The following is a 13,673-nucleotide window of genomic DNA, read 5'->3' on the forward strand; positions in this document are numbered from 1 at the left end:
ATGGAAACCACTATCCTTCGCGACCCGAAAGAACGGGCAATTCCCATGGCGCACCGTCTGGGACATCGGCATGATGGGAACGTGTCAGAGATTGTGAGCAAGCGCTCTTCCCGCAATGCCAAGCTGGCCAAGATCCCACTCGGCATCGCAGGGCGGGCGGCCGTGGGATTCGGCCGCAAACTTGCCGGGGGAGACAAACAGGAAATCAACGCCGAACTGAACCAGAAGGCCGCCGAGCAGCTCTTCGCCGTCCTCGGCGAACTCAAGGGCGGCGCCATGAAATTCGGTCAGGCGCTGTCCGTGATGGAAGCCGCGGTGCCCGAGGAATTCGGCGAGCACTACCGCGAGGCCCTCACCAAATTGCAGGCCGCGGCGCCGCCCATGCCGGCCGCCGCCGTCCACCGCCAGCTCGACCAGCAACTGGGAACCGCATGGCGCCAGCGCTTCCAGGAGTTCGACGACACTCCCACCGCCTCGGCCAGCATCGGTCAGGTGCACAAGGCGGTATGGGCCGATGGCCGCGTGGTCGCGGTGAAGGTGCAGTACCCGGGCGCCGATGAGGCGCTGCGCGCGGATCTGAAGACCCTCAACCGCATGGCGAGCATGATCGGCGCGCTGATTCCGGGCGCCGACGTCAAACCCGTCCTGGCCGAGATCTCCGAGCGCACCGAGGAAGAACTCGACTACCGGATCGAGGCCGGCTACCAGCGCCAGTTCGCGAAGGCGTTCGACGGTCACCCGCGGTTCGTGGTGCCCAAGGTGGTGGCCAGCGCGCCCAAGGTGATCGTCACCGAATGGCTGGACAGCGCCAGCTCGGTCGCGCAGATCATCCAGCGCGGCAACGAGGATCCGGAGGGCACCCGCGAACTGCGCAACCGGGTCGCCGGGCTGCTGGGTGAATTCCATTTCAGCTCACCATCGATCGCCGGTCTGCTGCACGCCGATCCGCATCCGGGCAACTTCATGATGCTGGCGGACGGCCGTCTCGCCGTCATCGACTACGGCGCGTGCGCACCGCTGCCCAATGGTTTTCCGCCCATCCTCGGGGAGATGGTGGCGCTGGAGGTCGACGGCCGCTACGACGAGCTGACCCAGCTGCTGCACGACAATGGCTGGGTGATTCCCGGGAAGATCCTGACCCATCAGGAGATTCAGGACTACCTGCGGCCGTTCACCGACCCCATCAAGACCGAGACCTTCCACTTCACCCGCAAGTGGATGCAGCGGGTCGCGGGCAAGGCCACCGACATCACCAACCAGGACATGATGAAAACCGCTCGGGCCATGCAACTTCCGGCCGAGCACGTCATGATCTTCCGCGTGCTCGGCGGTTCCGTGGGCATCTGCGCGCAGCTCGATGCCGAGGTCCCCTTCATGAAACTGATGAACGACTGGGTCCCCGGTTACGCCGAAACCCGCCGCGCCGCAAGCTGACTGCACCACCGGCTCACTCCCCAGACGCAAAACGACCCGCTTACCATCCGGTAAGCGGGTCGTATGCGTTCAACTCCCCCGTCGATGAGGGTGGTCATGCCTCCGCCTCGCTAGCGCTCGACTCCGGCATAACCACCCTGGTGGCTGTGCCCTTTGTCCGCTCGCTGCGCTCGCTCATGCCACCGCGACCTTGCGCGGGCGGCCACGAGGCCGCTTGCGGGCGATCACGACACCCTGGTCGAAGATCTCCCCGCCCCAGACACCCCAGGGCTCACCACGATCCAGCGCGGCCGTCAAGCACCCCTTCCGGATCGGGCAGGAGGCGCACAGCGTCTTCGCCTCTTCCAGCTGGGCGGGGTTCTCGGCGAACCACAGGTCGGGGTTACCGGCCCGGCAGGGCAGGGTCATCGTGACACCCCGGCGCACCCGGGTAGTCGTGGCCACGGTATTGCGGCATGTCACTCGTTCACGGATAACCGTGGTGGACACGTCGTTCTCCTTCAGCTCGTGCAGCGGTTGTTCGTTCTTCCGCGAAACCGGTGCCGGTGGCTGGAGGCCGATAAAACTATGGCCACGGTTTCGCGTCTGTCGCGATCCGTGGCCAGGAGGCTGGGATTGAGTCCCTACCTGAGTCGACTTCGGTGTCGACTCCTGATCACGGTCGCTGGGTGGGTGTTCGGGCGGAGGCGGAAGGCCTGCGTATCGGCCGGGTTGACACCGGCTTCGATGACGACGGCGCCGGTGGCCGCATACACGGCTGCCGGGTGCCACGCGCCCATGGGCTTGTCCTGCTTGATCACGATCTGCTCGACCGCTTGGGCTTTGGTTGCAAAACCCTGAAGACCGAGATCGCTTCCACTGGACACACGAATCCCCTGCGCGAGGATCCCCCGGGAGGCCGAAATGACGGACACAACAGATGCCATCGCCAGATCGCCGGCATGCATGCCGGTTGCGTTGACGTTCAAGATGTTGTTCATCGAAATCTGCCTCCCTTCCATCACTCGTTGCTATCAGTTACCGTGCGCGCCGGGACGAACTCCCGGGTGCATGCGAACCACACTAGGTATATATACGGATGCGCACAACTATTTTTTGACCTGCGCTTTTGGGGGCTTGCACACACCCGAACTCTCGTGAACTCTCGAGTCCCGCCGCCTTCGGCGGCGAGACTCGAACGGGGGCAGAAGGACGATTCATCCCTCGGCCCGCGCCCGGGAGCGGACGATCGCCAGGACGTCGGCGCCGTAGGTTTGGAGCTTCTTCGCACCGATGCCCGGAATGGCGACCAAGGCGCGATCATCGGACGGGCGTTGCTCGGCGATGGCCGTCAGGGTGGTGTCGCTGAAGATCACGAAGTGCGGGAGCGAGAGCGCCTCCGACTTCTCCTTGCGCCAATCCTTGAGAGCAGTCAGGAGTTCCTGATCGATGTCCGCGGGGCAGCGGGAGCAGCGGCCGAGCATGGTCGCGGTGGTGTTCAGCAGCGGGCGGCCGCAGACGCGGCAGGTGGGGTGCACGCGTTTGGGGCCGCGCGTGGCGGTGGTGTGCGGCGCTATGCGCGAGGCGGGCGAATCGTCCGGGACCAGGCCGACCAGGAATCGGGAGCGGCGGCGCACTTTGCGCCCGCCCTCGGAACGGGCCAGGGCCCAGGACAATTGGAGGTGTTCGCGGGGGCGGGTGACGCCGACGTAGAGGAGGCGGCGTTCCTCTTCCAGGGCGGCCTCGTCGGAGACCGTGGAGTCGGGGCCGAGGACGTGCTGGATGGGGAGGGTGCCGTCGGCCAGGCCGACCAGGAATACGGCGTCCCATTCCAGGCCCTTGGCGGCGTGCAGGGAGGCGAGGGTGACGCCCTGCACGGTGGGTGGGTGCCGGGCCTCGGAGCGGGCGGCCAGTTCGCGCAGCAGGCCGCTCAGGTCGAGCTCCTCGTCGTGCGCGGTGAGTTCCTCGGTGAGCTGGACCAGCGCCATGAGCGAGGACCAGCGCTCGCGGGCCTGCGCGCCGACCGGTTCCTCCTTGGTCAGGCCGACCTTGGCCAGCGCGGCGCGCACCAGCGTCACCAGATCCGCGCCGCGGGCATCGGGCAGGTCGTCGCGATTGGCGGCCTGCCGCAGCGCCTGTACCGCCTGCCGCACCTCGGGACGGTTGAAGAAGCCTTCACCGCCGCGCACCTGGTACGGGATGCCGGCCTCGGTCAAAGCCTGTTCGTAGACCTCGGATTGGGCGTTGATGCGGTAGAGGATCGCGATTTCCGCTGCGGGAACGCCCTTTTCGAGCAGTTTCGCGATCTTGCGCGCGGTGGCGGCGGCCTCGGCGGGTTCGTCGTCGTATTCGGCGAAGCCGGGTTCGGGGCCGTCGGGGCGCTGGCCGATCAGTTGCAGGCGGGTGCCCGCGATGCGGCCGCGGGCCGCGCCGATCACCCGGTTGGCCAGGGAGACCACCTGCGGGCTGGAGCGGTAGTCGCGTTCCAGCCGGATCACCGTGGCCTCGGGGAAGCGGCGGGAGAAGTCGAGCAGGGCGGCCGGGCTGGCGCCGGTGAACGAGTAGATGGTCTGGTTGGCGTCGCCGACCACGGTGAGATCGTCCCGATCGCCGAGCCAGGCATCCAGCACGCGCTGCTGCAGCGGCGTGACGTCCTGGTATTCGTCGACCACGAAGCTGCGGTAGCGGCCGCGGAATTCCTCGGCGACGGACGGATAGTCCTCCAGCGCGGCGGCGGTGTGCAGCAGCAGATCGTCGAAGTCGAGCAGCAGGCCGTCGGGGGTGTTCTTGAGCGCCTCGTAATAGGTGTAGACGGTGGCGACCTTCTTCGCGTCGTACGGGGCGTCACGATGCAGGCGGGCCACCTCGCCCGCATAGTCCTCGGGGGCGATGAGCGAGGCCTTGGCCCACTCGATTTCGCTGGACAGGTCGCGCAGGCTGTCGGTGTCGGTGGACAGGCCCGCGCGGCCGGCGGCCTGGGCCACGATGGGGAACTTGCTGTCCAGCAGCTTCCACGGCACATCGCCCACGACCTGCGGCCAGAAATAGCGCAGCTGCCGCAGCGCCGCCGCGTGGAAGGTGCGGGCCTGCACCTGACCCGCCTCACCCCCGAGCCCGAGCGCCCGCAACCGGTTCCGCAGCTCCCCCGCCGCTCGCGCGGTGAAGGTCACCGCCAGCACCTGATCCGCCCGCACATGCCCCGACGCCACCAGATGCGCGATCCGATGCGTAATGGTCCGCGTCTTCCCGGTCCCGGCCCCCGCCAGCACACAGACCGGTCCCCGCGGTGCGCGCACGGCCGCGGCCTGCTCGGCATCGAGTTCGTCGAGCGCGAGCTTCGGCTGTGTCGGCGCGGCAGTCACGCGCTCCATCATGACAGCGCCGTCCGACACATCCCCCGCGCATCACGCGATCCACCGCCGAATTCACCCGATCCCGGCCGGGTCGGCCCGCTCACCGCCCGCATGATCGCCGGATCTCGCTCACACGATCGCCGGGTATCACCCGCGTGATCGCCGGATGTACCCCGCGGATCACCGGGATCCGGCCGGCGCGCAGACGATGCGTGCACGCGGAAAGAAGGGCCGGGGCGCGGGGTCCGCGCATTCCGCACCGGGGCGGGTTAGCGTGCCGTCGTGGCGAAGGAGATGGACGCGGTCGGTGCGGCGGATGATGCGGCGTTCGGCGGGACGGGCAGGACCGCGCCGGGCGAGGTCGGCGGTGCTGCCGCGGCAGGCGAGAGCGATAACGCGGCGCCCGGGGAACGGCATGCCAGCTGGATGGAGTTGTTCTTCGATCTGGTGGCGGTCGCGGGTATCGGGCAACTGACGCATTTGCTGCACCGTGGGCCCTCGCTGGGGGATTTCGGGTTGTATGTGGTGCTCTACCTGGCGTTCTGGATGGTGTGGGCGTGTATCACGATGTACGGCAATATCGCCCGCGATCACACGCGGGTGTGGCTGATGATGGCCGCCATGCTGGGGCTGGGGTTGATGGTGGCGGCGGTGGCGGGGCTACCGGATCGGCATGCGACCACGTTCGCGGCCGTGTATGTGATCGTGCGGATGGGGTCGGCGCAGGTGTGGGGGCGCGGGCGGGTGGTGGTGGATTGGCCGACCGCGCAGCTGTCGATCGGGGTGACTCCGTGGGTGGTCTCGTTGTGGGTGGCGGAACCGGCGAAGTACTGGTGGTGGGCTGCGGGTCTGGTGATCGATCTGTGGGCCATGTTCGCGGTCAGCGGCGAGAAGATGTTCGCGACCATCCGGCGCGAATACGATCGGCGCCTGCGGAAGATGGCCGCCGCACCCGGGTTCGACGGCGACCGCATGCCGGAACTCGTTGCCCTGCATGCCGATCCGGCGCATCTCGGGGAACGGCTGGGGCTCTACGTGATCATCGTGCTCGGTGAGGGCGTCATCACGGTCGTCGACGAGGTGGGTGGGGTGAAATGGAATGTCACGGTGCTGAGCCTCGGCTTCGCGGCCTTCGTGATCCTCGCCGGGTTGTGGGCGCTCACCCTGCTCTACGGCACCATCCCACGCCTGACCACCGCGCCTGAGCTGAGTGAACCGTGGCAGCACATCATGCTCGGGCACTGCGCCGTCACCGGTGCGCTGGCCACGCTCGCCGCCGGGCTGGGCCTGGCCATCGATCACGCGGGCACCCATCTGACCACCGGTATCGGCTGGGCGTTGTGTGGTGGCGCCGCAGCCTATTTCACGACGGTCGCGATCACCGGCGCGCGCAGCGGATCCGGCCGGCGGGGCATGCTGGCCTGGCCGATCCCGTGCGCCATCGTCTCGATCCTGCTCGGCGCCTTCGCCGCCCACCTCACCGCGCTGCCGCTGATCTGCGCGATCGCGGTCCTGGTGGTCTGGTCCCTGCTCTGGGAAACCTGGAAGGCGGGCAAGTGGCGCACCGGTTCCGGCCCCGCCCGCCCCCGCCGCCGTCGTCGTCGTCGGGCCGACACTGCCACGACCTGAAATAACCTGCCCTGGAATCGAATCCGGGACCGCTCAGGTGCCGTCCCGGAGGCGGCGCAATGCCGCGGTGAACTGCGGGGTGCGGTCGGCCAGCGGGGCGAAGAAGTCGTTATCGCAGGCTTCGACGGCGACAATGGCGCGATTGACCAGGGCCGCACCGGATTCGGTGGGTACCAGGGATTTGGCGCGGCGGTCGGTCGGGTGGTCGCGGCGTTCGATGAGGCCCTTCTGTTCGAGGGCGCGCAGGACCTGGGAGGTCATCATGGGATCGGTGGCGGCGTGGGTGGCGAGGTCGCGCTGCATGACCGGGTCGCCGCCGGAGCCTGCGGTGAGCCAGGTGAGCGAGGCCAGCAGCACGAACTGGACGTGGGTGAGGTCGAAGGGTGCGAGGGCCGCCCGCTGGGCGGCCTGCCATCGGTTGGTCACCTGCCAGAGCACGAGTCCCGGACTTTCGTCGGCGTCACCGAATTCGGTGTGCAGGCCGTTGGTTCCGGCCTGCGAGTCCGCGAGCTTGCTGGGCGTGCTGCCACCGTGCGCCGTCACCGCCCGACCATAGCGCGGGAGATGAGGTCGAAATCGTGGGCGGTGAGTTCGACCAGACCCCGGCGGAGGACGATGCCCCAGTTCGGTGTGCTGGTCAGGTCGAGTTCGGTCTGCAGTTCCGCGATGGGGGTCTGGCGTGCGGTCTTGTCGTAGCTGACCCGGCGCCGCCAGGGGCGGAAGCAGCCGCCCTGGTCTTCGGCCTGCCAGACCGGGACGTCGTCGATGGTGCCGAGGGCGGTGAAGGCCCGCACGGGTTCGCCTTCGCGCATGCCGGTGCGGGGTGAGTAGTAGACGAATCCGTCGCCGGGACTCATGCGTTCGACGGGTGCGCGTTTGCCGTGGTTGGCCTGGGCGATGCCTTGTTCGACACCGCGTTGTACGTGGTCGCGGGAGACGACGGCCAGCCAGTACCGGGTCATGCCCGCGCCCCCTCGGCGGCGGCGACGAGCGCGTTCAGGTCGGCGCCGACGGATTTGGCGAGGTCGCCGCCGAGCACCTTGGTCCAGAACCAGCCGAGCGGGCCGTCGATGGTGATGCGGACGGTGACGGTGGTGCGGTCGGCGGCTTCGGCGATCTGCGTCATGCAGAATAGTATGCGCGCATACTAAATCTTCGTCAATCCCCCGCCCGCTATGACCGGGCTCACTCCCAGGGAACAGGAGTCATGGGGCCGGCGTTGCACGATCCGTGACTGCAACGGACCTGACCATGTACTCGACGACCTGGTGCGGCTACTGCCGTCGGCTGAAGAAGCAGCTGGACGAAGCCGGTATCACCTACGAGATCATCGATATCGAGGACCATCCCGACGCCGCAGAGTTCGTCGGCAGCGTGAACAACGGCAACCATGTCGTTCCGACGGTCAAGTACCGCGACGGTTCCACCGCCACCAACCCCACCCTCGTCCAGGTCAAGGAAGCGCTCGCTGCCATCAGCTGAGCCTCCGTAATAAAAAGGCCGCACACCCGGGCTTCTCTTCACCGGATGTGCGGCTTTTTGCTGTGCGGGCCGGATCAGCTTGCGGCAGCCCAGGATTCGACGATGGTGCGGGCAATCGAGATGGAACCCGGCAGCAGCAGGCGCGAGGCCGCCGCGTCACCGGTCCCCCACGCGCCCGCCGCCAGCGCCTGCCGCACCTCGGCGCGGGTGAACCACTCCGCCTCGGCGATCTCGCCGTCGTGGAAGGTCAGCGGCTGCTCCGGATCGGCGACCGCGGTGAAGCCGAGCATGAGCGAACGCGGGAACGGCCAGGGCTGGCTGCCCAGGTAGCGGATATCGCGGACCTCGACACCGACCTCCTCGGCCATTTCACGTTCGACGCAGCGTTCCAGCGATTCACCCGCCTCCACGAAACCGGCCAGGATCGAGAACAGGCCCTGCGGCCAGGTGTGCTGGCGAGCGAGCAGGACGCGGTCGCCGCCGTCGTGGATGAGGACGATGACGGCCGGGTCGATGCGCGGGAATTCCTCGTGCCCGGATTCACTGGTGCGTGACCAGCCGCCGTTGGTGATCGTGGTGGGGGTGCCGTCACCGGCGCTGAAGTGGGCCTTGTCGTGCCAGTTCAGCAGGGCGATGGCGGTGGACAGCAGGCCGGTGCCGAAGTCGTCGAGGTCCAGGGTGCTGCCGTAGGCGCGCAGATCGGTCAGCGTGCCTTCGATGTCGTTGTCGCGCACCGCCCACAGGTGGGTGTCGCCGTCGACGCCGAGGAAGACGGTCTCCGGCGCGGGCGCGGAACCCAGGGCCACGGCCTCGTCGAGCACCACCTTGCCGTCCTCGATACGGACCTGGCCGCGCTTGTTCATCCGTAGCAGTTTGGCTTGGGCCCAGCCCTCTTTGAGGGCCTGTTCGTCACTGCGGAGGTCTTCCGCGCGGTCGAGAGTGGAACGGGACAAGACCGGGACAGCATTCAGCTGAAACTCTGACACAAGGTCGAGACTAACCGTCAGCTTTGAACGCGCCTCAGGTAGAGGAGTTTGTCGCCGGTTTCGAGCGCGTCGGTTTCGGGGTCGCCGACCCGGATCAGGACCTTGTCGCGGACCACACCGAGGACGATATCGCGCAGGTGGCGGGGTGAGCCGCCGACTTCCTCCGGTTCGACGTCACGTTCCGAGATGGCGAAACCGGCCTCGGGCGTGAGCAGGTCCTCGATCATGTCGACGACGGCGGGGGTGGTGGTGGCGATGCCGAGCAGGCGGCCCGCGGTTTCGGAGGAGACCACCACCGAGTCGGCGCCGGACTGCCGCAGCAGGTGGGTGTTCTCGGCCTCGCGGACGGACGCGGAAATCCTTGCCTTGGGGTTGATTTCGCGTGCGGTGAGGGTGACCAGGACGGCGGTGTCGTCGCGGTTGGGGGCCACCACGACGGCGGCGGCGTGCTGAACTCCGGCCAGCCGCAGCACATCCGAGCGGGTGGCCGAGCCGTGCACGGTGACCAGGCCGGCATTGGCGGCGGTTTCCAGGACCACGGGATCGGTGTCGACCACCACGATGTCGGCGGGTTGCACGCCGTCGCCGAGCAGGGCGTCGACGGCGGTGCGGCCCTTGGTGCCGTAGCCGACGACCACGGTGTGATTACGCACGGAACGCCTCCATCGCTGAATCTTGAATGCCTGCCGGGATCGTTCGGTGAGCACCGCCAGGGTGGTGCCGACCAACACGATGAGGAAGAGGATGCGCAGCGGGGTGACGACCAGGATATTGATGAGCCGAGCGCTGGCGGTGACGGGCGTGATGTCACCGTAGCCGGTGGTGGAGAGCGACACCGTGGCGTAATAGGCGGCGTCGAGCAGGCCCATTTTCTCGCGCGCATTGTCGTGGTAGCCGTCGCGGCCGATGTAGACGACCAGGGTGGCGAAGGCCAGCAGGAACACCGCCAGGCCGAGCCGCCGGGCCAGGGCCCACCAGGGGCTGGATTGCGCGGTCGGGACGCGCAGAATGCCGACGAGCGCGAAGTCGGGGCGTTCGGTGAGCCGGCCCAGAGCCCGCGAGGCGTCACCGAACATGGGGATCACCGGCCCGTTTCGGGTTCATCAGCTGCGGCACAGGACCGGAGCGTACCGGGCGAATCACCGATTCAGGAGTTCGACCGGGGCGCGTCGCGGCTATGGGATGGGCTCCGGGGGCAGAGATTCCGGATCGGGCGGGGGCTCCAGGTCGAAGAGGGGGTCGCTGTCCGGCGGGGGTTCGTGCTCCGGCGGCGGCACGTCCTCGTAGGGCGACTCGTAGCGCAGCGATTCCACGTCGGTCGGGGGTACGGCGCCGTCGTCCGGATCAAGTTGCGGTGGTGTGGGTTCGGCGCGTGCGGGGGCATTGGTGCGGATGAGGTGCTCGAGTTCGGCGGGACCGGGGACGTGGTCGGGGGCGATGGTGCGGCCGGTGCGGACGTAGTGGAAGGCGGCGGTGACGCGGTCGAGCATGTCGGCCTCGGGGACACCCGTGCGGGCGGCTTCCAGGCGCGCCCAGGCGAGCCGGTAGACGGCGAGCTGGACGGCGACGGAATCCTCTTCGGCGGCGGTGGGTTCGGCGCCGGTCTTCCAGTCGACGACGACCCAGCCGCCGTCGGGGCGGCGGAAGACGGCGTCCATGCGGCCGCGGATCACGGTGCCCGCGAGGGAGGTTTCGAAGGAGACCTCGACTTCGACCGGATTGCGGTCGGCCCACGGGGAGGCCAGGAAGGACTCCTGCAGGCGGACGAGTTCCGCGTCACGGTCGCCGGCATCCTCGGCGCCGGGAAGTTCGTCGAAGCCGAGCAGTCGGGTGCCGGCGAACCAGCGTTGCAGCCAGGCATGGAAGGCGGTGCCGCGGCGGGTGTACGCGCTGGGCGGGTAGGGCAGCGGGCGGCGCAGGCGCGCAGCGAGTTTCGCCGGATCGGCGCGCAGGTCGACCAGGGCGGTGGCGGCCAATTGGCCGGGGAGCTCCACCTCGCGCACGGCTTGCTCGGCGGCGAGGTGTTCGGCGATGAGGGCGTCGACGTCCTGGGCCCAGCCCTCGGGGTCGTCGTCGACTTCGGGGTCGTCCTCGGGTTCCGGGTCGCCGAGTCCGAGGTCGAATTCGATCTGCTGGGGCCGGGATTCGGCGTGCAGGGTGACGAGCGCCGAATTCACCAGGGCGGCGCCCTCTTCCACGAATTCGCGACGGGCGCCGAGCGGGTCGCGGGGCCAGGTGGCGGTTTGCGGGTTGTCGGTGAAGGGGTTCGGGGTTTCGGGCGGGGGCGGATCGTCCCAGCGGTCGATGCGGACGCCGCGGGACAGGGCGGAGCCCGGGATTTCGGCGGCCTGTTTCAGGTCGAGCAGGAAATCGGAGGGGCCCTTGGGTTTCGAGCCGGTCTCCGCCCACCAGTGTGCGGAGACGAACAGGGCGCGTTCGGTGCGGGTGAGGGCCACGTAGAAAAGGCGGCGTTCCTCGTCGATGCGGCGGGCGGCGAGGGCCTTCTTGTGCTCATCGAGAGCACGCTCCAGATCGGAGCGGTCGTAGACGTTTTCGAGGTCGAGGACGGGGACGCCGTCGGTGGCGTCGTCCTGCTGACGGTCGCCGCGCAGGGTGGTCGGGAGTTCGGCGAGGGCGCCCATCCAGGTGGTGGTGCCGGTGCCGGAGGGGAAGGTGCCGTCGACGACGTGCGGGACGGCGACCACCTCCCATTCCAGGCCCTTGGCGGCGTGCACGGTGAGGACCTGCACGCGGTCGTGCGCCACCTCCACCTCGCCGGGTTCCAGGCCGTTCTCGACTTCCTCTGCGGCGGACAGGAAATCGAGCAGACCGGTGAGGGAGGAACGGTGGTCGGCGCTGTAGCCGGCGACCACGTCGGCGAAGGCGTCCAGGTGTTCGCGACCCGCGGCGGCGAGGGCGCGGCGGGCCTGGGTCTCCACGCCGACGCCGATGGTGCGTTCCACATCGGCGACGAGTTCCGGGAGAAGTTGACCGCTGCGCTCACGCAGGGCGGACAGTTCGCGGCCGAGGGCGACTATGCGGGTGTAACCCGGTTCGGAGTACGAATATTGGTCCGGCTTACCGGGGTCGGCGATGGCGTCGCCCAGGCCCGCCCGTTCGGCGGGTTCGGGGGCGACCTCGCGCAAAGCCTCGTCCAGGGTTGCGGTGTCGGTGATGGCGGCGGTCTGCCCGGTGGGCCGCGAGATCGACAGGTCGCGAGCGCGGCGGGACAACGCGGCGATATCGGCGACGCCGAGCCGCCAGCGCGCGCCGGTGAGCAGTCGCACGGCGGCGCTGCCCGCGGACGGGTCGGCGATCAATCGCAGGGTGGCAACGATATCCGCGACTTCGGGGGTGTGCAGCAGTCCGCCGAGGCCGACGATCTCCACCGGCAGTCCGTGCTCGCGCAGGGCCTCCGCCAGCGGCGCGGCGTCCGCATTGCGGCGCACAAGTACCGCCGAGGTGGGTGGCGGATCTCCCTCGTCGGCCGCCGCTTCCCATTCGGCGGCGATTCGTTCGGCTATCCAATCCCGTTCCTCGGCAACGGTTTCCGCGAGTGCCAGGGCGACCACACCTGGCGTGGCATCCGGCCGTGGCCGCAGGGCGTCCACCGTCACCCCACCGCCCTGTGCCGCCCGCAGCCGCAGTGGATCCGCGACCAGGTTCGCCAGATCCAAGGCTTCCGGCGGGTTCCGCCAGCTGGTGAGCAGCGGCAGGATCGGGGCGGGAATCCCTGGCGCACTGGGGAAATCGGTGGCGAATCGCGGCAGGTTCGCCGCCGATGCTCCGCGCCAGCCGTAGATCGATTGCATGGGATCGCCCACCGCGGTCACCGCAAGCTGTTGACCATCAACGCTTTCCGCCGGTTCTGCTGTTGCCGGCGCCGCCGCGCCGAAGAGGGAGGAGAGGAGGATGCGCTGGGAGTGGCCGGTGTCCTGATATTCGTCGAGGAGGACGAGGCGGAAGCGGGTGCGTTCCGCCGTGCCGACTTCGGGGTGCAGGGCGGCGAGGCGGGCGGAGAGGGACATCTGGGCGCCGAAGTCGAGGGCGCCGCGGCGGCGGAGTTCCTCGGCGAGGCGATTCACCAAGGGCAGCAGGGAGACTCGCTCGTGCTGGGTTTCGAGAATGTCCAGGAGGGCTTTCTTGGGGCCGCCGCGCTGTTTCGGACCGGCGGGGAGGGTGTGCACGAGGCGGTCGAGTTCGCGGTGCGCGGCGGTGAGGTCGCGGGGTTCGACGAGGTGTTCGGCGAGCTGGCCGGAGAGGGCGAGGACGGCCTCGGTGACGGAGACGGGGGTGCGGTCGGTCTCGAGGTCGCCGTCCCAGGTGGAGACGACGCGGTAGGCGAGCTGCCACAGCTGGGTCTGGGTGAGCAGGGTCGCGGTCGGCTCGACGGGCAGCAGCAGGCCGTATTCGCCCAGCAGGCGACCGGCATACGAGTGATAGGTACTGATCTCAGGTTCCGACGAGCTGAGGATCCCGCGCAACCGCCCGGTCGGATCGATATCCCGCACGATCGGCGCACCCGCCAGCCGTGCCAGCCGCGTCCGGATACGAGTCGTCAACTGCTGCGCCGCTTTCCGCGTGAACGTCAGCCCCAGCACCTGCTCCGGCTCGACCAGACCGTTGGCCACCATCCACACCACCCGCGCGGCCATGGTCTCCGTCTTCCCCGCCCCCGCGCCCGCCACCACCAGGGTGGGCCCCGGCGGTGCGGCAATGACCGCGGCCTGCTCCTCCGTCGGAGTCGGCAGACCGAGCGCCTCCGCCAGCTGCTGCGGGGTGATCCGTGTGCTCATCGTCGCAACACCGG

General features: G+C 68.8%; 12 protein-coding genes. 3 read left to right on the forward strand and 9 right to left on the reverse strand.

From position 1 onward, the window contains the following. The first annotated feature begins 45 nt into the window (after positions 1–45). On the forward strand, positions 46–1,434 hold the full coding sequence (locus ACIP5Y_RS12810) for an ABC1 kinase family protein (protein WP_400351248.1): 1,389 nt from the start codon (positions 46–48) through the stop codon (positions 1,432–1,434). Between the two features lie 174 nt (positions 1,435–1,608). Here ACIP5Y_RS12810 and ACIP5Y_RS12815 read toward each other — a convergent pair whose 3' ends face one another. The 3 genes from ACIP5Y_RS12815 to ACIP5Y_RS12825 form a co-directional block, all read right to left on the reverse strand. Next, positions 1,609–1,842: a WhiB family transcriptional regulator gene (locus ACIP5Y_RS12815; RefSeq protein WP_397009142.1), complete on the reverse strand. Its 234-nt coding sequence runs from the start codon at positions 1,840–1,842 to the stop codon at positions 1,609–1,611. Positions 1,843–2,057: 215 nt separating this feature from the next. Then, a complete protein-coding gene (locus ACIP5Y_RS12820) occupies positions 2,058–2,414 on the reverse strand; it encodes a hypothetical protein (RefSeq protein ID WP_400349933.1) in 357 nt (118 codons plus the stop codon). A gap of 216 nt (positions 2,415–2,630) precedes the next feature. Then, positions 2,631–4,784: an ATP-dependent DNA helicase UvrD2 gene (locus ACIP5Y_RS12825; RefSeq protein WP_400351249.1), complete on the reverse strand. Its 2,154-nt coding sequence runs from the start codon at positions 4,782–4,784 to the stop codon at positions 2,631–2,633. Between the two features lie 264 nt (positions 4,785–5,048). On the opposite strand from ACIP5Y_RS12825, the gene ACIP5Y_RS12830 reads away from it, so the two are divergent. Then, positions 5,049–6,395, forward strand: coding sequence for a low temperature requirement protein A (locus ACIP5Y_RS12830; protein WP_400349934.1), 1,347 nt, complete (start codon positions 5,049–5,051; stop codon positions 6,393–6,395). Positions 6,396–6,428: 33 nt separating this feature from the next. On the opposite strand, the gene ACIP5Y_RS12835 is transcribed toward ACIP5Y_RS12830, so the two are convergent. The 3 genes from ACIP5Y_RS12835 to ACIP5Y_RS12845 are packed head-to-tail and all read right to left on the reverse strand — an operon-like array spanning position 6,429 to position 7,521. Continuing rightward, complete coding sequence (locus tag ACIP5Y_RS12835; RefSeq protein WP_400349935.1) at positions 6,429–6,938, reverse strand: MarR family winged helix-turn-helix transcriptional regulator; 510 nt, start codon at positions 6,936–6,938, stop codon at positions 6,429–6,431. Then, the gene (locus ACIP5Y_RS12840; RefSeq protein ID WP_400349936.1) at positions 6,935–7,357 is read right to left on the reverse strand and encodes an EVE domain-containing protein; all 423 of its coding nucleotides are present in this window, start codon (positions 7,355–7,357) and stop codon (positions 6,935–6,937) included. Before ACIP5Y_RS12840 ends, ACIP5Y_RS12835 begins: the two co-directional genes overlap by 4 nt. Beyond that, complete coding sequence (locus ACIP5Y_RS12845; RefSeq protein ID WP_400349937.1) at positions 7,354–7,521, reverse strand: hypothetical protein; 168 nt, start codon at positions 7,519–7,521, stop codon at positions 7,354–7,356. The genes ACIP5Y_RS12840 and ACIP5Y_RS12845 overlap by 4 nt, the downstream gene beginning before the upstream one ends. Before the next feature lie 104 nt (positions 7,522–7,625). Here ACIP5Y_RS12845 and ACIP5Y_RS12850 point away from each other — a divergent pair, with 104 nt between their 5' ends. Next, entirely contained in the window at positions 7,626–7,877 is a 252-nt protein-coding gene (locus ACIP5Y_RS12850; RefSeq protein WP_400349938.1) for a mycoredoxin, read from the forward strand. Positions 7,878–7,951: 74 nt separating this feature from the next. Here ACIP5Y_RS12850 and nudC read toward each other — a convergent pair whose 3' ends face one another. The 3 genes from nudC to ACIP5Y_RS12865 form a co-directional block, all read right to left on the reverse strand. Further along, on the reverse strand, positions 7,952–8,863 hold the full coding sequence (gene nudC, locus ACIP5Y_RS12855) for an NAD(+) diphosphatase (protein ID WP_400349939.1): 912 nt from the start codon (positions 8,861–8,863) through the stop codon (positions 7,952–7,954). A 17-nt stretch (positions 8,864–8,880) separates the two neighbouring features. Beyond that, complete coding sequence (locus ACIP5Y_RS12860) at positions 8,881–9,939, reverse strand: potassium channel family protein (RefSeq protein WP_397008298.1); 1,059 nt, start codon at positions 9,937–9,939, stop codon at positions 8,881–8,883. 99 nt (positions 9,940–10,038) lie between these two features. Next, positions 10,039–13,659: an ATP-dependent helicase gene (locus ACIP5Y_RS12865; protein WP_400349940.1), complete on the reverse strand. Its 3,621-nt coding sequence runs from the start codon at positions 13,657–13,659 to the stop codon at positions 10,039–10,041. Positions 13,660–13,673 lie beyond the last annotated feature (14 nt).

The organism is Nocardia sp. NPDC088792 (genome assembly GCF_044750615.1).
In the GTDB taxonomy this organism is placed as follows: Bacteria; Actinomycetota; Actinomycetes; order Mycobacteriales; family Mycobacteriaceae; genus Nocardia.